We start from the raw sequence: 23129 nt of genomic DNA, 5'->3' as shown, positions 1-23129 counted from the left end.
TTTATGGTTTCCCCACGAGTATAAATGGAGCCCAGAAAAATGGATTTGGATTTTCTCCCTTTAGCATATTTAATTTAGCCTCTCTCAGTGCCTCGGCCTTTGTCTTACCTTTTGCCATCGAGGTGTAAAACTCGATCATTATGTCTTTTGTCTCTTTACTTGGAACACTCCAGAGGCTCATGAGCAGGGTCTTTGCACCAGCAAGTATGAATGCCCTTTTCAAGCCAAAGACTCCCTCGCCTTTTTTGACATCCCCTGTGCCTGTATCGCATGCAGAAAGCACGACAAGCTCTGTGCCATTGAGCCTCAAGCCTAATATTTTTTCGGCACTCACAATGCCCTCGTCTTTTCCTTCCTTCAGGGAAGTATTAGCTCCTGCAAAGACTATTCCCGAACGGAGCATCGGGTTTTCTATTGATAGCGGTTCTTTTCCAATCCAGCTCTCAGAGAGCATTCCAAGCCTCTGTGCGTCTTCTTTAACCTCAACATCTTTTAGGAAAAACCCATGTGTGGCAAGATGAATGATGCGTGGAGTTTTATTGCCAAAAAGCATTTCCTCGACTGCCTTTTTGTCCTGATAATTAAATACCGTGTATCTCGTCCTCAGGGTCTTTTGTATTTCATCTGCCTCCTCCTTTGTATCAGGAAGCCTTTGAAATCTTAATGTGGATGCCTCTTTAGATAAAAGAGGCAAGGGCTTTTTAACCCCTTTTGCCTTTGGCAGTGCCTCTGCCATGTCAAAGTCTGGGTCTGCCATTATCAGCACAATCCCCTCGGCAAGGGTGGTATCGGAGAACCTGACGATGTCCCTGCCTGCAGTTATATATGTTATAAGGTAATCCTCTATGAGGTATTCCCCAGAAGGGCTTGTTAAGACCTCAAATGGCATGAGGCTAAGGTTACTGTCTGGGCTGATATAGAGCTTTTTTTTGTCTTTGAGGTAGCCTGCTATGGGCGTTATGAGTGCATCATACAGTGCCCTTGAGTCTTTCTTTAGTATCTCGTTGTTTGGTAGTGCTCCAAAGATTAACGGACTTTTCATCTCACTTAAATAGGCATTGATATGACTGTTTATTTTTTCGGACTCTCCAATGTCGATAAGATTCACATGGATGCTATCTCCTCCTGTAAGGATAAAGACGAGGTAATGCTCTTTGCCCCGATTTCTTTTCTGGAAGTCATAGAAATATATGTTTGCGAAATCTATATATGCGACATCCAGAGGAAGGAGTTCTGCTATTTTTTTTGTATCAGCCTTGCCTGAGAGGTTTTCGAGGGAAAAGTCTTTGCTCAGTCTGCTTAGCTCTATCTCTAATCTTTGCTTTTCCTTTTCCAGATTTTCTATCTTTCCTCTATAATCCTCTAAGGTTAGGTTACCTTTGTCGGAGAATCCTATTTTTGCAAGCATACGCCTTATAGAGATAAGCTCGGCGAATTTCTGCTTTATCTCAGGATTAGGGGACTCGATGAGTGCACTCAGATACCTGCCTTGTGCCTCATGAACAGCGCCCTTCCATCTGAGCCATGCATCCAGCGTAACTTCAGGGTCTCCTTTATTCTGGGCTGAATGGCTGATGAAGGCATATATATTGTCTTCGGTTCTTTTCATGTAGGAGAGCTTTTGTTTTTCGGATAAAACGGCAAAGACATTTTCTCTTTTTTTGTCCTCTATCAATAGTGCCTGGCTAAAAAGCCTCTGGCTTTCGGCGTGTCTGCCTGTTGCCGCATAAAGGAGTGCAAGGTTGTTTAGCCATACCGACAGGTCAGGATGCTCTTTGCCGAGTGTCCGCTCACCGATCTCGATTGCCCTCAAATAAAGCGGCTCTGCATCTACATATCTGCCTGTTGAGTAATAAAGGAGAGCAAGGTTATTGAGCGTGGTTGAAAGCTGGGGATGCTCTCTGCCATATGCTCGCTCGAGTATATTCAGTGCCTTGAGATAGGAGTCCTCTGCCTCTTTGCTCTTCCGATCTCCTTGAGATAAAGGGGCTCTGCATCTACATATCTGCCTGTTGACAAATAAAGGCTGGCAAGGTTATTGAGCGTAGTTGAAAGCTGGGGATGCTCTCCTCCCAATGCCTTATCCATTATCTTTATTGCCCTTAGATAAAGGGGCTCTGCATCTACATATCTGCCTGTTGACAAATAAAGGCTGGCAAGGTTATTGAGCGTAGTGAAAAGCTGGGGATGCTCTCCTCCCAATGCCTTTTCATCTATCGTGAGTGCCCTTAGATAAAGAGGCTCTGCCTCCTGGTACCTACCTTTTTCGTCGTAAAGCAGTGCAAGGTTTGTAATGACTGCAGAGACTGTCTGATGGTCTTTGCCATATGTAGTCTCGCATATATCGAGTGCCCTCAAAAGGAGGGGCTCTGCCTCTGAGTGTCTTGACATCGATTTATAAAGGAGGGCAAGGTTTATGATGCCTGCTGCTACTGCTGGATGGTCTTTGCCGTATCTTGCTTCATTTATCTCTAATACCCATTTATAAAGTGGCTCTGCATCTGCATGCCTTTCTGTCAGTTTATAAAGCTCTGCGAGAAAATTAAGTGCCTTTGCCACTGCAGGGTGTTTTCTACCTAAGACCTTTGAGGTTATCTCTAAGGCAGTCTCTATGTATGGGATTGCGGAAGGGACATCGCCTCCGTTATAAAATGCCAATGCCTTTTGGTTGAGCGAGCCTGCTTCTTTCTCGAACCACTTGAGCATTTCAGCCATCTCGGACTCAGAAAAACCTGCATCTTCCATGACATCCTGTGCACTCTTAATGCCGTCCATGTTCCTAAAAATCTTAATGCCGGTTTTGCCATATGCATTGTAAATCCTGTTTTCGAGCTCTTCGGCAGAAGAGCCTGCAAAAGCTGATGTATTAGCAAGGGCGATAATCAGGACGCATGTGCAGGCTGTCTTCATTATGGCTTACGGCATAACGAGGGACTCAGTGAACTGCATAGAGGAATCCATCATTACTGCCAAAGTAGACTATCCCATTGGCTATTAGAGGGGAAGAATACACGAGTCCCCTTGTCCTGAATCTCCATTTCTCCTGTCCGGTTGTAACATCCACTGCATAGAGGTTTCTGTCGTAGCTTCCAAAGTAAACTATATCTTCGGCTATAGAAGGCGAGGAATTCACCCAGTCCCTCGTTCTGAACCGCCACCTTTCCTTTCCAGCCCTTATGTCCACTGCATAGAGGGTTCTATCGAAGCTTCCGAAATACACAGCCCCTCCTGAAATAGCAGGCGAGGAATTCACCCAGCCCCTTGTCTGGAATCTCCATATCTCAGCCCCGGTGATTGCATCAACTGCATAGAGGTTTCCATCCCAGCTTCCGAAATACACTGCCCCTCCTGAAATAGCAGGTGAGGAACATACACGGCCTTTTGTCCTGAACTTCCATTTCTCTAAACCGCTTTTTATGTCAACTGCATAGAGATTTCCATCGCTGCTGCCAAAGTAGACTATTCCATTAGCTATGGCAGGAGAGGAATTCACCTCGTCTCCTGTTTCGAATATCCAGATTTCCCTTTTTGTTTTAATGTCTACTGCATAGAATGTTCCGTTGTTACTCCCAAAAAAAATCACTCCGTTGTCAATGGCAGGAGAGGAAATCACAGGAGCACCTGCCTTAAACCTCCAGAGCTCATTACCAGCCCTTATGTCAACTGCATAAAGGTTTCCATCACTGCTTCCAAAATAGAGCACTTCATCTGCCATGGCAGGCGTGGAGATTATAGCGCCGCCTGTCTTAAACCTCCAGAGCTCCTTACCAGTTCCTATGTCAACTGCATAGAGGTTTCCATTCTTACTTCCAAAATAAACCGCCCTATCGGTTGAGATAGGCGAGGAGTGAACTCCGCCTCTTGCCCTAAAACGCCACTTTAGCCCTCCAAAGGATGACACGGCATTTGTGTCATAAACGCCTGTATGCTGGATGTCTGCCCGAAACATTACTGCATAAGAAGTGTCTTTTTGCTGGGTAATGCCATAGGACGAATAACCCCCGATGCCAACAATCGTGGCAACCACTACGATTGCCATTTTTGGCCTTAACATTACATCCTCCCTTCAAACACAGGTTATTATAACAATGGAGGCAATCGTTTTGAAAGGTCTTAAGACATTAGTGAAAACTACTGCTTTGTAGGATAATTTGCAGGATAAGGGGAATTAGTTTTATTTATATCCATTAAGTATTTTCGGGCTTGATAGAAGTTGGGATTTATTTGTAATGTTTTTTCAAATTCTTCATATGCTTTTCTCTGTTCCCCTATGTCAAGGTAAAGAAGCCCAAGATTAAAATGTGCTTCTGAATAATCAGGCTTTAGTCTCAAGGCAGACTGAAAATGTTCTATAGCCTGATTGAATAAGCCCTTCTTATAGTATGCGTTACCGAGGTTATTATGTATCTCTTCAAAATCGGGCTTCACTTTTAAGGCACTCTGAAAATGCTCTATTGCCTGATTAACAAAACCCTTCTTATAAAATTCAATACCGAGATTATTGTATGCATCTGCAAAAAAAGGCTCAAGCCTTAATGCTTTCTGAAAATGCTCTATTGCCTTGTCAACCAAGCCATTGGAACTGTAGGCGAGGGCAAGGATGTTATGCGCTGTTGCCATCCGGGGAGATTTCCTTACAGTATCCTCCCAGAGGCTTATCTTGCTTGTCCATACGCTGTTTCTGCTGTATGAGGCATATGAAAGAGAAACTGTTATGATAGCTAAAAAGAAAACTACTCCTATTTGCAGATATCGTTTTTTAATTTTTTGCAGAAATATGGATGCTCCCACGACAAATACTATAAATACTCCCACGGAAGGCAGATAAACCCTGTATTCATTAATCCACATTGGTATTGGTATAATGGAGGACTCAACTGAAAGGGTTATAAAAAACCAGAAGATTCCAAAGGAAATAAACCTTAATACAGGAGAGAACTTAGACCTTATAAGAAAATAAAAAGCAGAGCTAAAAACAAAAATTAGAAAAAGAAAGGACAAAAACACCTGTGGATTTAAAAATGAATTGGATATAGGGTAATCATAACCAATGTTCTGGTTTATCGGTAGAAATAAAAGCCTTATATATGTAACCACAACTCTGAACTGGGTTAAAAGATAATCCCATCTCGATATTCCTCCATATCCTTCTGTGACATCTCCAAGCCCGCTTATTATCTCTCCAACAGGCTTATCGATGCCTATAAGAGTGAGGGGAATAATAAGCATTGTCAGAAGTAAGGGAATAAGATAAAGAACTCTCTTACCTAAAGAGCCTTTAAAGAAGAAGAACTCATAAAGGGCAATGACAAGAGGAAGTGTAAATGCATTTTCCTTTGTCTTCATTGCAAGGATAGCTGAAAGAATGCTGGCAAGGTAGAGTAATAGAGGTATCACCCTCCCCCTCGCCCCCTCCCCTCGAGGGAGGGGGTTGTAGGAGGCAAGCCTCCACTTAATATAAAGCACAAGCGAAAAAAGATAGAAAAATGCACAGAGCGAGGCAAGCCTCTGAAATATATATGTTACAGCCTCTGTTTGAATAGGATGTGAGACAAAAACAAGGGCGGAGAAAAGGGCGATGAGATTGCTTCTGCCGATGTTTCGGCATCGCAATGACAGAAACGGAGTCCTGAAAGTCAATACAACAAGAAAATACACAAGCATGGCATTGAGGATGTGAATTGTAAGATTAAAGATATGATAGCCCCTGACATCAAGACCGTGAAGTTTATAGTTTAGTGCGAATGTGAGGTAACCAATATATCTGCTTTTAAGTGCGGGGTAAAGTTCAAGCCCTTTTGCCTTTGATGGCTCAAGAAAGTAAGAGAGGTCTTTGATAATAGGGTTTTTGGCTATAAAAAACTCCTCATCCCACTGAAAGGGCGAATTGAAGGTGTTTGAGTATGAAAGAATGCCAATGAGGGCTATAAGGATGAGGTGAAGGAGAGGTTTATTGAAGATAGATTTCATAGGCATTTATTTTAACAAATCATCAAAGCAGAGACAAACTTCTAAATTCCCTTCCTCCACTTTAAGACTTTAAGGCATTAATGCATTTAAATAGGTTAAAATAAAATTATGGCTCACAAGGTTATTGGAGTTATCAGGAATTTATTAATGTTTTGCTTAATGGTGTTTGTCTGGCTTTTATTGGTCATGACATATTTCAGAAAGTTTATCCCTCCATTTGACAGCCTAAGTCCTTATCTTATGCCGTGGGAAGGGCTTTATAAAATCCCTTATACCGCAACCCTGTCAGAGAGTCTGTCTTTGATGCAGGGAATCCTCGATGCCTCAGGCAGGGTGGCAGAGATATCTCTTTTAGTGCTGGTAATGTGCTTTACGGCATTTAGCGGATACCTGACATATGTGTATCAGCAAAGACAGAGGAGGGCAGAGGAGAATCGGATGCTCCGCATAAAGAATCAGGAGATCTCCAGGAGAGGAGAGTTCATCCGTTACATATCTGCTACAATCAGCCATGAATTCAAAAATAACTTAGGAAGGATTAAAAGAAGGATTGACCTTCTCGATAGCATCTCGCCTGTGGTCAGGGAGCGACTCGATGGCAATCTCGGTAAGCTTTTTGCCGATATAGATATTTTTAAGAAAATCTCCGATGAGCGAGAAGCAAGCCTGATAAGTTTCACAATGGTCAATCTCAAGGAAATGCTGAAAGGACTGAAATCTCAGTATGCCGACTTTGCCGATATCGAATTGAAAGAGACAGATGCGCCCTCAACTATTTTTGCCTCCCAGCCCCTGTTAAAAACAGTCTTCGATAACCTATTAGACAATGCCATCAAATACAAAAAGCCCGGGGATGAGCGTGCCTGCATTACACTGTCTTATGGAATGGATTTCGATGGCAGACGCAGATATGTCTCTTTGTCTTTCAAGGATGAGGGAATAGGGATGGATGAATTGCAGGCTGATAAATGCTTTTATAAGGGTATCTCGATTAGTGGCTGGGGTGAGGGACTTTATTTTGCAAAGTATGTCATTGGGCTTCATGCAGGGAAAATCAGGGTGGGTAAAGAGCACACTGCGCCTAACTCAGGCACTGAAATTATAATTCATCTACCATATGTCGAGGAGACGTTAAATGTTTAGGGTGCTCATAGCAGATGACGATTTCGAGGATAGAGAGCTTTTGAGGCTCGAGATAGAGAAGTCACTTCAAGAGAAAGACAAAGAGCTTAAGTTTTACGAGGCATCAAACATAAAAGACGCCCTAAAGCTTCTCAAGACACAGCCTTTTGACCTTATGACCTTGGACATTCAGTTTGACAAGCTAAACGAGGGTATCGATTCCCTGCCTGGGATTTTCGAGAGCCACCCAACGCTAAACATTATTGTCATAAGCGGAAAGCTTAATAAGTCAGAGGTGTTAGAGGAGCTTTTCCGCTTTACAAAGGATAATTTTCTCAAAGGCAAGCGTTGGCTGAGACACTTTGACATCCTCGATAAAAAGGACGACAAGACAGAGGCAATCCTTCGTGCCTATCTGTTTGCATTAAAGCAGAAAGAAGCAGTTAGAGAGGTCCGTGACCTCTTTATTCTGGCTGAATCCCATCTTGATAGGGGTGAGATTGACAAGTGTCTGGAGGTCTATCAGAAGATTCAAAGCATAGCTCCAGAAGAGACCGAATCCCGGGAAAATATCCTGATTTTCAAAACCCCCGCCTCTGCTGAGCAGGCAGTAGAGTATCTGAGAAAGGGCGAAACGGTTGTGGCGGCTCTTCTTTTAGGGCATCACCTCGAAAGCAGGCTTAAGACATTTACATGGAAGGCATTAGGTAAGTCATTTCAAGGACTTCAGGAGTGCCTTAAAAATCTTGAGCGCACTCACCGCATCAGCCAATATAAGAAAAGCCTTTTTCGGCAGGTACTGAAGTTAAGAAACAAGGCAATACATCATCCTATGGCAGTGTCTGAGGCTGACTTCGATTCTGCATTTAAGAATCTGAAACTACTTGAGGCTGATTTTTAATGAAGACATGTCGCATAAGAGAGCTGATTCCTTCCGGGCCTATGCTGGGCATAACCCTTATCGGTCTTTTACTTCTGAGCGGAGTCCTCTATTACAGAGCAGTAAAAAACCAGAGGTTCCTCGAGCCTGCACTTGCAATCTCACAACCAAAGATGCAGTTTGCGGAGAATCTAACCCTGCACATAGAAAAGGAATTTGGCGATAAAAAAACCAAGGGCATAAAGGTTACAAAGGACTTTATACTCGTCGAAAAATCCCTGCTTTCGAGCATAAAAGGACATGACAACATCAGAAAGCTAAGTCAGGTCTTCCTCGGAATCCTGAAAGACCCATCCATGAAGAACTATGTCGACTCTATCATTATCGTTACAGAGGCTGATTTGAGCACCGATACAGAGATAAATCGAAAGAGATTGTCTAAGACACAGCACTTCTCTGAGGAAATCCTATTCTCCCTTTACGATGCCGAGCCAGAGCTTAAGAGGAATTTCAACACCTACTTTGCGGCTACTTCCATGTATGTTGACCCCATGAGCGAAGATAAAAATATAGTAAAGTTCATGATTGTCCCTTCGGAGCAATTGCATATAGATGTTCTTCGCAGGTTCGAAAAATATGTGCATTAATCCCCTATAAGCTCCAATGAGATGACCTTCGATGAGCCGGGCTCTTCCATTGTTATGCCGTAGATGTAGTCGGCAGACTCCATGGTTATCTTGTTGTGCGTAATCACAATGAACTGGGTATCCATTGCAAGCTCCTTGAGCATCTTTGAGAACTTCTCTGTATTGGCTTCGTCCAATGCCGAGTCTGCTTCGTCAAGTATACAAAGCGGGGTCGGCTTTATGAGGAAGCTTCCAAAAAGAAGTGCCAGTGCCGCAAGTACCTTCTCTCCTCCTGAAAGCAGGTTTATGTTCTGAAGCCTCTTGCCAGGTGGCTGAACAACTATATCGATGCCGGACTCAAGAATATTGTTTTCATTCGTCAGATTAAGCTCTGCCCTTCCGCCTCCAAAAAGAAGGGTAAAAATCTCTTCGAACTTAGCTCTCAGTGCATCATAGGCATCCTTCAGCCTTTTTCGTGTCGTAGAGTTTATCTTTACTATAGCCTCCTCGAGCTCCGAAATGGACTGCTCTATATCGTTTTTCTGTTTTATCAGAAATTCATATCGGCTTTTCAGTTCCTCATATTCATCGAGGCTTCCCATACTTACAGTGCCAAGCTCCTGAATCTTCGACCTCAGGCTTTCTAATCTTTCCTCATCTTCGGGCAATGGTGGGTCAAGCACAAGGTCATCTAAAGACACGCCGTAGTTAGCCCTGGCATTTTCCCTGAGGTTTTCTATCCTGAGCTTATGCTCTGCCCTTGCTACCTCAAGCCCCGAGAGACTGTGTGAAAGGGCATCTATCTTACCCCGCATTGCCTTAAGGGTCTGCTCCTTAACATCGACCTCTTCGAGACCCCCGGAGATGATTTCCTGTAGCAGAGATATATCTTTTGTTAAATCATTTGTCTTTAATGCGATTTCTTTCAGGATGGCTTCTTTTTGCCTGAGATCTGTTTCTTTATCCGCTGTCTTTGATTCTGTCAGGGAGGATTCCTCTTCGATGAACCGAATTTTTTGCGATACCTCTTCGCAAAGCCTACTTACTTCCTTAAATTCCCTGTCAAACGAATTCAGTCTTTCGTTACACGAATTCAAGGAAAGCTGACTTGCAATCTCCTCCTGAAGGGCAGATATTCGCTCATCGCTCTGCCTCTTTCTTTCATCCACATGGTTTAGGGTTTCCTGTTTAATGGCAATGGCTTTTTTTATGTCTTCCTTTTCCCTTTCTATCCCCTCTGCCTCGGCTTCTAAGTAGGAGAGTTTCCGTTCTGTGCGCTCTTTGTCCTCCATACATTTTTCGTACCTAAGTTTAGATGCCTCAAGTTCCTTATCGCAATTAAGGATGCCTTCATCGAGTTCATGGAGGCTGTCTTCTTTTTCCCTGATAGATGTCAGGATATGGTTCATCTCGGACTGTATCGAAGGTATACGGCTTTTTTTCGCCTCTACCTCAGAGGCAATCTCTCTTATCTGCCTTTTAAGTTTCAGAAGCCCTTTGCCCCTACCAACAATGACAGCACCAGAGGGCTCCAGAACCTCGCCTTCGAGGGTCACCATGCAAAGATGGGTCTCATTCATTCCTATAGAGTTCATCCTGATAGCGGTCTTCAGGTCTTTTACGACAATCACATTACCGAGGAGATTTTTAATTATCCCGGAGAAGTCTTCCTTTGTCCTTACGAAATCCAATGCCCTTCCGAGCGAGCCCGGGGGCAGGTCTTTGTCTTGTATATGTAGGCTCGGGCTATTTATAGGTATCAGTGCAGTCCTTTCTGAGTTTTTCTCCCTGATGAGCTTTGCAGCAGGCTCTACATCCTCGAGGCTTTTGAGTATAAACCCTTTTATGGCTTCCCTTAATCCACTTTCAATTGCCTTTTCATATTCAGGGGGAACATCTATTATGTCCGTGACAGAGGCTATATGGCTAATCTCGACAACCTGCTCGCCTTCTACGAGTTCCCTCAGGGATTCAAGCCTCGATGTTACACCTGCAAGCTCCTCCTTTGCACTTGTAAGAGATGCCCTTAAATCATCGAGCCTCTGCTTATGGGAGTTGACCTCCTCGACAATGGAATCCTTTTTTTCCTTAAGGCTAAGGAGTTCATTTCTTTTTGAGTTAGTCAAAGACTCAATCTGGGCGAGCATGGAGTTTAGCTCATCGAGGAGTTTTTTAGAGTCCTCATATTCAAGTCCTATCCTGTCCTGTTTTTTATTTAAGTTTTCAAGAATCGACTCCTGAATGAGAAGCTCATTTTTAATAGAGCTTCGCTCTTGGGCAATTGCAAATATCTCTTTCCTTTTTGAGTCGAGAAGCCCTTCTTTTTCGGACATCTCATCCTCGTTGATGTCCAATGCCTCGTTCTTTGCCCCAAGCTCATCTTTAAGGGAGCTAATCTCATCTATAAGGCTTTCTTTAAGCTCCTTTAGGTTTCTGCCCCTTTCCTCTGCTTCTTTAATCTTTCTAAGGGATGTCTCATTCTCCGTTGAAAGCCTGGATAGGTAATCCTTGAGATTATCTCTGTCTGCCATTAGGACAGCTATGGTGCGCTCTATCTCGGAAAGTTGTTTTTCTTTTGTCATCTGCTCGGATTGTAGTGTATCGAGGTGTTTTTCCTTGTCAAGATATGCTGTCTTTGCTACCTCTATTTCTACCTCTGTCTTTGTCATCTCCGTCCTCAGCTCTATATCCTCTTTTCTATGGCTATCGTATTGCTCGTTTAATTCGTTAAAGGAGGCATTGAGCAGGCTATAATTATTCTTATCTGTTTTAAGCTCTATCAGTTTCACTTCTTCCATGAGTTTTTTATACCGCTCTGCCTTTTTAACCTGCCTGTCGAGGAAATTTATCTGCCTTTTGACCTCAGCTATAATGTCATTTATCCTCTGGAGGTTTGCTGTGGAGGACTCAAGCTTTGAGTGTGCCTCAGCCCTTCTTACCTTATATTTGACCACGCCTGCCACTTCCTCTATGAGGAATCTTCTTTCCTCGGGTTTTGCACTGAGTATGGCAGAAATCCTGTCCTGCTCGAGTATGGAGTAGCTTTTTACCTCAAGCCCTGTATCTAAGAACAAATCCCTTATGTCCTTCAGCCTGCAGATGTCTCTGTTAAGCATATAGTCGCTGTCCCCTGACCTGTAAAGCCTTCTTGTGACCGTCGTAGTCTCTGGCTCTCCGTTGTCCGACTCGCCCAACCCTGACACATAAAGCGTTACCTCTGCCATGCCCTTTGGTTTTTTTGTCTGAGAGCCGTTGAATATGACCTCCTCCATCTTATCTCCCCTCAGGCTCTTTGCGGACTGCTCTCCAAGGACCCACTTGAAGGCATCCACCACATTACTTTTCCCACAGCCATTTGGCCCAACAATGCAGGTAATGCCAGGGTGAAGGTTAAAGGCAGTCTTATCCGTGAATGATTTGAAACCTATGAGTTCTATTTTCTCTACGCGCATAACGAATGTAAGTAATTTTTAGATGCAGTAGTATAACCATAAGGATAAAGTTATGGCAAGAATACTTCTTCTTTAAATTCTCATCGATTTCAAGTAAAATATCATATTCCCATATTCTGGAGGTAATGACATGGGCTATGTAAAGGGGTTAAGGTGCAGAGAGTGTGGCAGGGACTATCCGACTGAGCCCATATATGTCTGCGAGTTTTGCTTTGGTCCTCTTGAAGTAGTCTATGACTACAAAGGCATAAAAAAGGTCCTCACCAAAAAAAACATAGAGAGAAGAAGGAAGAATCTCTGGAGATACAGAGAGCTTCTTCCAATAGACGGAGAGCCTCTGATAGGCTTGGATTCGGGTTATACGCCACTTGTGCGCGCAGAGAACCTTGCCAGAGAGCTTGGTGTTAAAGACTTATACATAAAGGACGATACCGTGGCTCATCCAACACTTTCGTTTAAAGATAGGGTCGTTGTTGTTGCCCTGACAAAGGCAAGGGAGTTTGGGTTTGACACAGTGGCATGTGCATCCACTGGCAACCTCGCACATTCGGTATCTGCAAACGGCGCAAGGGCTAATTTCAAAAGGTTTATATTCATCCCTGCGACCTTAGAGCAATCAAAGATAGTTGCATCCATAGTTTATGAGCCGAATCTCATGGCAGTTGACGGAAGCTATGACGATGTCAACAGGCTCTGCTCCGAGATAGCAAACAAATACAAGTGGGCATTCGTCAACATTAACATTAGGCCATTTTATGCAGAGGGCTCTAAGACCCATGGGTTTGAGATAATAGAACAGCTTGGCTGGAGGGCACCTGACAATGTGGTTGTGCCATGTGCAAGCGGCTCTTTGCTTACAAAGATATGGAAGGGCTTTAAGGAGTTTAAGGATATTGGCTTGATTGAGGAGCTTCCCTCTAAGCTCTTTGGGGCACAGGCAACTGGCTGTTGTCCAATATCCACTGCCATAAAACAGAACACCGATGTCATCCGTCCTGTAAAACCCGATACCATTGCCAAATCCCTTGCCATAGGAAACCCAGCAGATGGCTTTTACGCAGTGCAGTCCATAAAGGAATCCCATGGGTATGCCGAGGATGTCTCCGATAGGGAGATTATCGAAGCAATCCTACTTCTTGCTAAGACAGAAGGCATATTTGCAGAAACAGCAGGAGGTGTGACCTTAGCATCTGCACGAAAACTCATAGAAGCAGGCAGGATAAAAAGTGGTGAGACTACTATATTATGCATAACAGGCAATGGGCTAAAGACTCAGGAGGCACTTTTTGGTCATACACGGAGTGTCCATCATATAAAGCCTAATATGGCATCCTTTGAAGAGGCACTCAAGGGCATTTCAATCTGAGATTTAGGTGGAGGTGATTTAAAAAAATGGCTGTGAAAGTAAAGATTCCAACTCCGCTTCAGAGGCTCACTGGCGGATTGGAAGAAGTTGAAGGCAAGGCAGGCACTATAATAGGGCTCATTGCCGACCTCGATGGTAGGTTTCCTGGAATCGGCGAAAGGATTTCCGAGGAAGGCAAGGTCAGGAGATTCGTAAATATCTATGTCAACGAAGAAGACATTCGCTTTCTTCAGGCAGAAAACACAACCGTAAAAGACGGAGATGAGGTATCTATAGTGCCTGCAATCGCAGGAGGAATAAACCTCTATGAGATTTGAAATTTAGTAGATAAGGAGGATAGATGAAAAAGCGAGTCAAATTGACCTTCCCGACGCATCTTATCAGAGAGCCTGTGATATTCACAATGGCAAAAAAGTATGATTTGATGCCTAATATCAGAAGGGCAAGGGTTACCGACACCGTTGGCGAGATGGTGCTTGAGCTTGAGGGCACAGAGGAAAACCTCGACAAAGGCATTCAATCGCTCAGACAGCAGGGCATAGAAGTAGAGCTTGTCGAAGGAGACATCATTGAATAACAATGAGTAAAACGATATATAGTGGGGTCATAGAGCATTACAAAGAGTTCTTACCTATTTCCGATAAAACTCCGATTGTATCTTTACAAGAAGGCAATACACCTCTTATTAGGGCAGGCAATCTCAAAAAGGAGCTTTTTCCGGAGCTTGAGGTCTATTTCAAATTCGAGGGCGCAAACCCAACAGGCTCTTTCAAAGACAGGGGAATGGCGGTTGCCATTTCCAAGGCACTCGAGGCAGGCTCAAAGGCAGTTATATGCGCCTCCACAGGCAATACATCTGCCTCTGCGGCCGCATATGCCGCAAGGGCAGGAATAAAATGCATCGTGCTTATACCAGAGGGGAAAATCGCACTTGGAAAGCTTGCACAGGCTATCATACACGGCTCGCATGTGATTCAGGTCAGGGGAAATTTCGACAAAGCCCTATCCATAGTAAAGGCAATCGTCGAGAAGTATCCAATGACCCTTGTGAACTCTATAAACCCATTCAGAATTCAAGGACAAAAGACAGCCGCATTCGAAGTTGTAGATGCCCTCGGGCATGCCCCTAAATACCATGCCCTGCCTGTTGGAAATGCAGGAAATATTACTGCCTACTGGATGGGCTATAAGGAATATAGAAGCTCAGGAAGGATAGCTTCACTGCCCATTATGCTTGGGTTTCAGGCATCAGGCGCCGCACCCTTAGTGCTCGGAAAGCCTGTAGAGAAGCCCGAGACCATTGCAACTGCCATAAGGATTGGAAACCCTGCAAGCTGGACAGGTGCAATCACTGCGAGGGATGAATCAGGCGGAAGGATAGATGCAGTCTCAGACGATGAGATCCTCGAGGCGTATGGGCTTATAGCATCGAAAGAAGGCATATTTTGTGAGCCTGCATCCTCTGCATCCCTCGCAGGTGTGATAAAATTATACAAAAAGGGGTTTTTTAAGCATGGCGCTGAGGTTGTCTGCACACTTACAGGACACGGACTTAAAGACCCTGATACAGTGTTTAAGGTATCTAAAAAGCCAATGAAGGTGGATGCTGATTTGGACGCAGTGGAAAGGGTAATAGAAGAGCTAATATGAAATATGTTGTCATAGTAGGAGACGGCATGGCTGACTGGCCCCTTAAGGAGCTCGGAGGCAGGACCCCCCTTCAAAAGGCATTCACTCCAAATATGGACAAGCTCGCAAAGGAAGGCACCATCGGTATGGTAAAGACTATACCAAATGGTTTCTCTCCAGGCTCTGATGTGGCAAACATGAGTATCTTAGGATATGACCCTCTTAAGTTTTACACAGGAAGGGCGCCCTTTGAGGCAGTAAGCATGGGAATCGAGCTTAAAGATGAGGATGCGGCATACAGATGTAATCTCGTCACCCTGAGATTTAACAAAACAAAGACAAAGGCATACATGGAAGACTATAGCGCAGGGCATATATCCACTGCCGAGGCATCTGCGGTTATAGATGAGTTAAACAAAAAATTGGGCTCAAAAGACATTGCCTTTTATTCTGGCGTAAGCTACAGAAACCTTATGGTATGGTCAAAGGGATTGCTACAGCCTGAATGCACTCCACCACACGATATCACAGGAAAAGAAATTTTCGGCTACCTCCCTGTTGGGCAAGGAGAAGATGTCCTCAGAAACTTAATGCTTAATTCTGTGGATATCCTCGAGCCGCATCCTTTGAATAAAGAAAGAGTAAGACAGGGTAAAAAGCCTGCCAACAGTATATGGCTCTGGGGTCAGGGGAAAAAGCCAAAGCTTCCAACCTTCAATAAAAAATACAGAATAAAAGGCTCACTTGTATCAGCAGTAGACCTTACAAGAGGATTGGGCATATACGCAGGTTTTGAGATACTCGATGTCCCTAATGTTACAGGCTATCTCGATACAAATTATGTTGGAAAGGCAGAGTACTCACTTAAGGCACTTGAAAGAGTAGACCTTGCATATATACATGTAGAGGCACCTGATGAGGCAGGGCATTCGGGTAATTATAATGACAAGATAAAGGCAATCGAGGACATCGATGCCCTTGTTGTTGGAACGGTTCTGAGGGGTATGAAGGCATTCGATGAGTATAAAATCCTTTTTCTTCCGGACCATGCAACCCCAGTAGAGGTGAAAACCCATACGCCTGAGCCAGTGCCCTTCGTTATATACGATAGTAGGAGCAAAAGGAAAAACGAGGGTGCGGCTTTCGATGAGACAATCAAAGACAGAGACAACATTATGGTTATAGAAGAAGGCTATAAGCTCATGGATTATTTTATAAAAGAAAAGTAAGATGGACAGCATAAAATCGGCGAATTTAGAAGTCCCTGATAAAGATTATGATAAGTAGAGAGGCTATAGATATTAATAAGATTTACTCGTCTATAGTTGAGGTAGCCAAGGCTCATAATGCAATGTTGGCCCTTGTCTTTGGCTCATTTGCAAAAGGTGACTACTCCAGAAGAAGCGATATAGATGTTATATTTATTGAGGATACGAAAGAAAGATTTATTGATAGAATCGGCAGGTATCTTGATGACCTCTGGGATAAAGATGCATTAAAGTCGTTTGGTATAGATGTGCTGGTTTATACACTACGGGAATTTGAGAAGATGAAAGCAGATGGGAATAAGTTTATTCTCAGGGCATTAAAAGAAGGAAAGATATTGTATGAGCAAGGAAAAAGATAAAAAGAAGGCTACCTTATGGCTTGAGACAGCTATAAGTGACATTGATACTGCAAAACTATTGAGCAATAATAGCAGATTTGCGCATTCGTGTTTTTTCTCTCATCAAGCAGTTGAAAAGGCAGTAAAGGCACTATGGTATTTTAATGATGAAGAACCATGGGGGCATTCGATTCTAAAGCTTATTGCGGATTTAAAATATGTCAATGCGGATATCTATGAAAAGTTAAAATATTTTTTAAAGGGTGCTAAATACTTAGATAAACACTATATCCCTACCCGATACCCCAATGGCTTACCTGACATAACACCTGATATGGCATATGATGAGGATGATGCGAGGACATGTATTGATAGGGCAGAAGATATTCTTAGAGTTATAAAGGAGATTTTAACTTAAATGCTTATTGTCCAGAAATATGGAGGCACATCAGTTGCAAATGCCGAAAGAATCAAGGCAGTTGCAGAGCGTGTCGTAAAGACTGTAAATGAGGGTAATAAGGTTGTTGTGGTTGTCTCAGCCATGGCAGGAGAAACAGACAAGCTCATTTCACTTGCACATGAGTTCTCCACTTCGCCATCGGAGCGGGAGATGGACATGCTCCTTTCCTCTGGAGAGCGGATTACAAGCGCACTTACAGCTCTGGCGATAAGTGCATTGGGAAAGAAATCCGTAGCCCTTACAGGAAGACAGGTAGGCATTATCACAGACACTGCACACACAAGGGCAAAGATAGAGAAGGTTACTGCCAAAAGGGTCAAGGATGCTATAGGAAGAAAGATTATTCCTGTTATAGCAGGGTTTCAGGGAATTACAGAGACAGAGGATGTAACAACCCTCGGAAGGGGTGGCTCTGACCTTACTGCAGTTGCAGTGTCTGCCGCACTCAAGGCTGACCTTTGCGAGATATACACCGATGTGGACGGGGTCTACACAACGGACCCAGATATAGTGCCAGAGGCAAAAAAGCTCGATAAGGTCTCATATGAGGAGATGCTTGAGCTTGCAAGCTTGGGTGCAAAGGTACTTCAAACGAGGTCAGTGGAGTTTGCAAAGAAATACAATGTCCCTATTGTTGTTAGGTCGTCTTTTAACTATAACCCCGGAACATTTGTTACCAAGGAGGATAAGGACATGGAAAAGGTCGTGGTCTCTGGAGTTGCATACGACAAAAACCAAGCAAAGATTACGGTCATAGGGGTCCCTGACAGGCCCGGCATAGCCGCAAAGCTCTTTAATGCCGTTGCAGAAGCCAATATAGTGGTTGACATGATTGTGCAGAATATTAGCCCCGATGGATTGGCAACCGATATATCCTTTACAGTTCCAAGAACAGACAGCAAAAAGGCACTGAAACTGACAAACACGATTGCAAAGGAACTTAAGGCAAAATGTGTTGACATGAGAGAGGACATCTCGAAGGTCTCCATAATAGGCGTGGGAATGAGAACACATTCGGGGGTTGCGGCACAGATGTTTGAGACCCTTGCAAAACACAACATAAATATCATGATGATAAGCACATCGGAGATAAAGGTATCATGCGTTATAGATGCAAAATACACAGAGCTTGCAGTAAGGGTTCTTCACGATTCATTCGGGCTTTCAGGCTGAGGCTATATGGGTATTCTTGACTGCATAGGAAACACACCTCTTGCACGAATAGAGGGCATAAATCCAAACCCAAAAGTAAAACTCTATGCAAAGCTCGAGGGCAATAACCCGGGTGGGTCTGTCAAAGACAGGATTGCCCTTTACATGATTGAGCAGGCTGAAAAAAATGAGGCACTTACAAATGACAAGATAATACTTGAGGCAACATCCGGAAACACAGGCATTGGGCTTGCCATGGTTTCAGCCGCAAAAAAATACAGGGTAAAGCTTACAATGCCTGCCTGCGTAAGCATCGAAAGAAGAAGGGTTCTGGAGGCACTGGGCGCTGAGCTTATCCTTAGCCCATCAGAGGAAGGCACAGATGGTGCAATAAGACTTGCACATAGCATATTCTCTGAGGAGCCCGATAAATACTTCATGCCAAATCAGTTCGATAGCCCTGCAAACGTCCTTGCCCATTACGAGACAACAGGAAAAGAAATAATCGAGCAGACAAACGGAGCCATTACACACTTCGTTTCAGGAATGGGGACAACAGGAACCCTCATGGGTGCAGGAAGAAGGCTTAAAGAATTCAATAAGGATATATTGATAATCGGTGTCGAGCCTGTCTTAGGCCACAGGATTCAGGGGCTTAAAAACATGGCTGAGTCAATCGTTCCAAAGATATTCGACCCTGTGAGGCTCGATGAAAAATACACTGTTAATGACGATGAGGCATTCGATACAACAAGACGGCTTGCAGTCAAAGAGGGAATATTTGTGGGCATGTCATCGGGTGCGGCAATGCATATTGCACTCAGGCTTTCAAGTGAGCTTAAAGAAGGAGTTTTAGTCGTTATCCTTCCTGATAGGGGAGATAGGTATCTTTCTACATCTCTATTCACATCCGTATGTAGTAAATGCCCTCCATAATGGATCAAGGGATGCCAAAAAATCTGATTAAGACTCTGGCTGTCTTCCTCATCCTGATTGCCATTATTGGAGGCAGGGTCCTTTATCTCCAGAGAAGCCATTTCCTTAAAGCAGAAGAATATTACAAAGCCTCAAACTACAAACTTGCAATAAGGGAGTATGACACTTCAATGCATTTCTATGTTCCATTTTCACCATATGCCGAAAAGGCAAGGCAGAGGCTCTGGGACATGGCAAAAGGCTTTGAAAAGGAAGATAAGAATGAGTGGGCTCATATGGCTTACTCATCCATAAGAAGCTCTCTTTATGGTGTAAGAAGCCTCTTCACACCAAGCAAAAAGTGGATTGAAAAATGCGATGAAAAACTTGCTGACTTGAATGTAAGAATGCTTCTAAAGGAAGGCTCTATAAAGATAGAGGATGCAAACTCCGAAAGGGCAAAACATCTCTATACGCTTAAGGTTGATAGGGCTCCAAAGCCCCTCTGGACTTTGCTGGCGGCTCTGGGGTTTTTTGGGTGGTTGGCATCCGTTATCTTCATTATATTCAGGGGATTTAACAAAGAAGGCAAGGTTCGAAGAAATGCCCTTAGAAAGGCAGTTCTAACACTTATGCTTTTTTTTCTTATCTGGGTAGTTTCTTTGCTCAAGGCATAATATGAAAAACAGATTTTTTAGATTCTTAAGCTTATGCTTTTTCCTTTCAGGAGCCACTGCCCTTATATACGAGGTGATATGGGTAAGGCTTTTTACGCTTACCTTTGGCAATACAGTCTATGCAGTTGGAGTAGTTCTTACTGCATTTATGAGTGGGCTTTCTCTTGGAAGTTTTCTGCTCGGCAGATGGGCAGACAGAGATATAAACCTGCTTAAGGCTTACGCTATACTCGAGGCTGGGATTGGAGTCTATGCCCTCGTTTCGCCTGAGCTCATCAGCTCTATGACCTCATTTTATATTAGTGTCTCTCCATTGGGAATGCCTTTATGGATGCTACAAGGCTTAAGATACAGCCTGAGCATTATGGCACTTCTTATTCCTACCACATTAATGGGAGGCACCCTGCCTGTTTTAAGCAGATATTTTATCCGTTCCCATGGAGAGCTCGAAAAAAGGGTTGGCAGGCTTTATGCGATTAACACCATAGGAGGCGTTATTGGAGTATTCCTTGCAGGGTTTATCCTTATCAGATTCTTTGGCTTGAGCTTTAGCCTGATGCTTACTGCATTCCTTAATATAGGCATCGGCATTATTACATTTTATTTGGGCACAACAATACCAAAAGCCGATATGACTGAAGGTATCCCCATAAGAATGCTCTCTGAGGAAAGACCTTCAGGATATAGATACGCTATTTTTGCATTTTTCTTTTCAGGCTTCTCGGCAATGCTCTATGAGGTTGCGTGGAGCAGGCAGCTCGTAGCTATCATAGGCAGTGCTACTTATTCGTTCAGCCTCATACTGATGGGCTTTCTTTCAGGCATTGGCATTGGAAGCATGATTGTTTCGAGGGTCTCAGACAGGCATAAGCCCGGACTTTTTCATTTCTCCGCCATAGAGCTTTTGATTGGAATTACATGTTTCTCAACGCTTTTTCTCTTTAACCTTCTGCCTCCTTTAATGCTTAAAGGACTCCAGCTTACCGAGTCGTATAACACTGTGCTTACATTGGAGTTTCTCCTTGTGCTTGTTTTTATCCTCGTTCCGACAATACTTTTTGGAGCCACATTTCCGATAATAGCAGGGGTTTATAGTAAAGAGGGTCATACAGGGAAAAGTATTGGAAATATCTATGCAGTAAATACCACAGGCTGTATCCTGGGGTCAGCTGTTTCTGCATTCCTCCTTCTTCCTTCGCTGGGCAGTGTCATGTCAGTGAAAATAGCAGTGGCTATTAATATAGCAATCGGTATCGTGGGATTGGCGGTCTTAGGCAGAAGGTATCTCCTTGCGGCATCTACGGTCTTATTTATCGTGCCTTTTATTCCCATAAGCATTCCAAACGAGTATTTGGATTCAGGGGTTTCTATTTATGGAAAACGAAGCGACTATTCCCTGAATCAGAAAAATGTATTCTACCTTTATCAAAAAGAAGGACTTAATGCAACAATATCGGTCAGGGCTAATGCGGAAGGAAATATAAGCCTGAGGACAAATGGGAAAACAGATGCAAGCTTTTATGATATGCCCACACAGCTTGCCTTGGGGTATTTTCCTGTTCTCCTTCATCCAGAGCCTGAGGATGCCCTCGTAATAGGATTTGGTTCGGGAGCTACTGTAAGGGCAGTACTCGATTATCCGAAAATCTCTCATGTTGACTGCATAGAGATAGAGCCTGCGGTTATAGAGGCAGGAAGGTTCTTTGAAAGGGCAAGCGAGAAAGCCCTCCATGACCCAAGACTGAGTCTATTTATAGAGGATGCAAGGAGCTATATAGTCTCTTCAAAGAAAAAATACGATATCATAATCTCTGAGCCCTCAAACCCATGGATAAGCGGAATAGGAAACCTCTTTTCAAAGGAATTCTATGAAACTGCATCGCGGCTTCTTGATGAAGAGGGCATCTTCTGCCAGTGGGTTCAGCTTTACTCTTTGCGCCAAGAAGACCTAAAGATGATACTCAGAACATTTTCTTCTGTTTTCCCCGAATGCTCCATATGGAACTCAAAAACAGGCGACATATTAGTTATAGGTTCAAAAAAGCCACTTAGATTAGACTATAGGGCTGTCTCCGATAAGCTCAGGGGCAAAATGGCATGGAAACTCAAGGCATACTTTAATATCTCGGAGCCATTGGACTTTTTCTCTTTTTTCCTCGTAGGTAAAACAGGTATAGAGAAGCTCTCGGATGGAGCGCCCTTAAATACGGATGATATCCCCTTTCTTGAGTTCAATGCGCCTCTTTCTATTTATGCAGATACCACTATGCAAAACATTACGACTTTGTTTAGACATATGGAACTTCCCCCTATAGTAGGGACAAAAATGACCAATGATATCGTTTCAGAGCTTTTTTATAGGAAATGCACAAATTATATGTATATAGGAATGCTCTATAACATTAAATGGATAGAAGATGCACTTTCTATCTCGCCAAAAAACCCAAACTATATCCTTCGGCATGCAAAGGTTTTAGAGGCAAATCAGAAGACAAAGGAGGCACAGACACTTATCAGAAAGGCACTGAGCCTTGCACCAAACAATGCCCATGCAAACTTTGAAATGGCAATGCTCATGAGGAATATCGACAGACAAAAGGCAGATGCTTATTTTCAAAAGGCAGTCAGCCTCGATGGCAATGAGTTTGTCTTTCTTTCCGAGACAGGAAATTTTAAGCTCTTTAACGGAAACCTCAAGGAAGCATTGGGGTATTTCCTCAAAGCAGTCGAATCGCCCCATGGTATTCTCGAAGACAGCAGTCTTTTCTATAAGATAGGAGTATGTTATATGAAACTCAAAAGCTACGACGAGGCAGTTCATTACCTTAAGGCATCCGTTGAGGCAAATCCATTTAACGGCGAATCCCTTTTTACACTTGCAGACTCCTACCTACTCACTAAAAATACAGAGCCTGTGTGCAGGCTCTATAAAGATGCCCTTAGGCTCGTAGAGGAAGAAAGAAAAGCCGTGATTGAAAAAAGGATTCGGCAGTACTGTAGATAGCAGATGAGAAGAGGCGTGGCTTGGTCACTTAAGCCTTATGAGAAAAGCCCTATTCCCTGTGTTATAATTTCTCATGTATATTATAAGTTTCTGTCTTACAGGCTTCACTTTAAACCATTTTACCTTTAAGCCCAAGGCGACACTCTTGGAAATGTTATAATTAGGTGAAATGGACATCCTTTTTGAGGTTAAAACTGTTTTTGGAAAAACCATCAGGACTACATACAGCCACTGGGAGCTTATTACAAAACTGAAGCACCCTGAGATTTT

General features: G+C 43.4%; 19 protein-coding genes. 14 read left to right on the top strand and 5 right to left on the bottom strand.

Going from position 1 to position 23129, the window contains the following annotated elements; translation table 11 throughout:
* Nucleotide 1: 1 nt before the first annotated feature.
* The 4 genes from HY805_04190 to HY805_04175 all read right to left on the bottom strand — a co-directional run bounded on the left by HY805_04190 (nt 2) and on the right by HY805_04175 (nt 5976).
* Nucleotides 2-1813 (bottom strand): CHAT domain-containing protein, encoded by a 1812-nt coding sequence (locus tag HY805_04190; GenBank protein MBI4823416.1) that lies wholly within the window; start codon nt 1811-1813, stop codon nt 2-4.
* Between the two features lie 113 nt (nt 1814-1926).
* The gene (locus tag HY805_04185; GenBank protein MBI4823415.1) at nt 1927-2910 is read right to left on the bottom strand and encodes a tetratricopeptide repeat protein; all 984 of its coding nucleotides are present in this window, start codon (nt 2908-2910) and stop codon (nt 1927-1929) included.
* 25 nt (nt 2911-2935) lie between these two features.
* A complete protein-coding gene (locus tag HY805_04180; protein ID MBI4823414.1) occupies nt 2936-4054 on the bottom strand; it encodes a PQQ-binding-like beta-propeller repeat protein in 1119 nt (372 codons plus the stop codon).
* A gap of 77 nt (nt 4055-4131) precedes the next feature.
* Nucleotides 4132-5976 (bottom strand): tetratricopeptide repeat protein, encoded by a 1845-nt coding sequence (locus HY805_04175; GenBank protein ID MBI4823413.1) that lies wholly within the window; start codon nt 5974-5976, stop codon nt 4132-4134.
* Between the two features lie 102 nt (nt 5977-6078).
* Between HY805_04175 and HY805_04170 the strand changes: the two genes are divergently transcribed.
* From HY805_04170 to HY805_04160, 3 genes are read left to right on the top strand one after another with little or no spacing between them, the layout of a single operon-like run.
* Complete coding sequence (locus HY805_04170) at nt 6079-7113, top strand: HAMP domain-containing histidine kinase (GenBank protein MBI4823412.1); 1035 nt, start codon at nt 6079-6081, stop codon at nt 7111-7113.
* Complete coding sequence (locus HY805_04165) at nt 7106-7993, top strand: response regulator (GenBank protein ID MBI4823411.1); 888 nt, start codon at nt 7106-7108, stop codon at nt 7991-7993. Before HY805_04170 ends, HY805_04165 begins: the two co-directional genes overlap by 8 nt.
* Nucleotides 7993-8619, top strand: coding sequence for a hypothetical protein (locus HY805_04160; protein MBI4823410.1), 627 nt, complete (start codon nt 7993-7995; stop codon nt 8617-8619). Before HY805_04165 ends, HY805_04160 begins: the two co-directional genes overlap by 1 nt.
* Here the strand turns inward: HY805_04160 and smc are convergent.
* Nucleotides 8616-12050, bottom strand: coding sequence for a chromosome segregation protein SMC (gene smc, locus HY805_04155; GenBank protein MBI4823409.1), 3435 nt, complete (start codon nt 12048-12050; stop codon nt 8616-8618). The two genes, HY805_04160 and smc, sit on opposite strands and share 4 nt — an antisense overlap.
* Nucleotides 12051-12180: 130 nt before the next feature.
* On the opposite strand from smc, the gene HY805_04150 reads away from it, so the two are divergent.
* Genes HY805_04150 through HY805_04100 form a run of 11 tightly spaced genes read left to right on the top strand, consistent with a single transcriptional unit; the run spans nt 12181 to nt 22859 of the window.
* Nucleotides 12181-13416, top strand: coding sequence for a threonine synthase (locus HY805_04150; GenBank protein ID MBI4823408.1), 1236 nt, complete (start codon nt 12181-12183; stop codon nt 13414-13416).
* 26 nt (nt 13417-13442) lie between these two features.
* Nucleotides 13443-13733: a MoaD/ThiS family protein gene (locus HY805_04145; protein ID MBI4823407.1), complete on the top strand. Its 291-nt coding sequence runs from the start codon at nt 13443-13445 to the stop codon at nt 13731-13733.
* 23 nt (nt 13734-13756) lie between these two features.
* The gene (locus HY805_04140; protein ID MBI4823406.1) at nt 13757-13993 is read left to right on the top strand and encodes an NIL domain-containing protein; all 237 of its coding nucleotides are present in this window, start codon (nt 13757-13759) and stop codon (nt 13991-13993) included.
* A gap of 2 nt (nt 13994-13995) precedes the next feature.
* On the top strand, nt 13996-15066 hold the full coding sequence (locus HY805_04135; protein MBI4823405.1) for a threonine synthase: 1071 nt from the start codon (nt 13996-13998) through the stop codon (nt 15064-15066).
* Nucleotides 15063-16274, top strand: coding sequence for a cofactor-independent phosphoglycerate mutase (locus HY805_04130; GenBank protein MBI4823404.1), 1212 nt, complete (start codon nt 15063-15065; stop codon nt 16272-16274). The genes HY805_04135 and HY805_04130 overlap by 4 nt, the downstream gene beginning before the upstream one ends.
* A gap of 47 nt (nt 16275-16321) precedes the next feature.
* Nucleotides 16322-16672 carry a nucleotidyltransferase domain-containing protein gene (locus HY805_04125; GenBank protein ID MBI4823403.1) on the top strand — a complete coding sequence of 117 codons (351 nt, stop codon included), beginning with the start codon at nt 16322-16324 and terminating at the stop codon, nt 16670-16672.
* On the top strand, nt 16653-17069 hold the full coding sequence (locus HY805_04120; protein ID MBI4823402.1) for a HEPN domain-containing protein: 417 nt from the start codon (nt 16653-16655) through the stop codon (nt 17067-17069). The genes HY805_04125 and HY805_04120 overlap by 20 nt, the downstream gene beginning before the upstream one ends.
* Nucleotides 17070-18284: an aspartate kinase gene (locus tag HY805_04115; protein MBI4823401.1), complete on the top strand. Its 1215-nt coding sequence runs from the start codon at nt 17070-17072 to the stop codon at nt 18282-18284. It abuts the gene before it with no gap.
* Between the two features lie 6 nt (nt 18285-18290).
* The gene (locus HY805_04110; GenBank protein ID MBI4823400.1) at nt 18291-19199 is read left to right on the top strand and encodes a cysteine synthase; all 909 of its coding nucleotides are present in this window, start codon (nt 18291-18293) and stop codon (nt 19197-19199) included.
* An 11-nt stretch (nt 19200-19210) separates the two neighbouring features.
* Complete coding sequence (locus tag HY805_04105) at nt 19211-19855, top strand: hypothetical protein (protein MBI4823399.1); 645 nt, start codon at nt 19211-19213, stop codon at nt 19853-19855.
* 1 nt (nt 19856) lies between these two features.
* Nucleotides 19857-22859, top strand: a complete 3003-nt coding sequence (locus tag HY805_04100; protein MBI4823398.1) for a fused MFS/spermidine synthase — start codon at nt 19857-19859, stop codon at nt 22857-22859.
* The last annotated feature ends 270 nt before the right edge of the window (nt 22860-23129 follow it).

This window comes from Nitrospirota bacterium, from assembly GCA_016207905.1.
Lineage (GTDB): Bacteria > Nitrospirota > Thermodesulfovibrionia > Thermodesulfovibrionales > JdFR-86 > JACQZC01.
The sequence above is the reverse complement of the archived record's forward strand: the minus strand, read 5'-3'. Positions and strand labels throughout refer to the sequence as shown.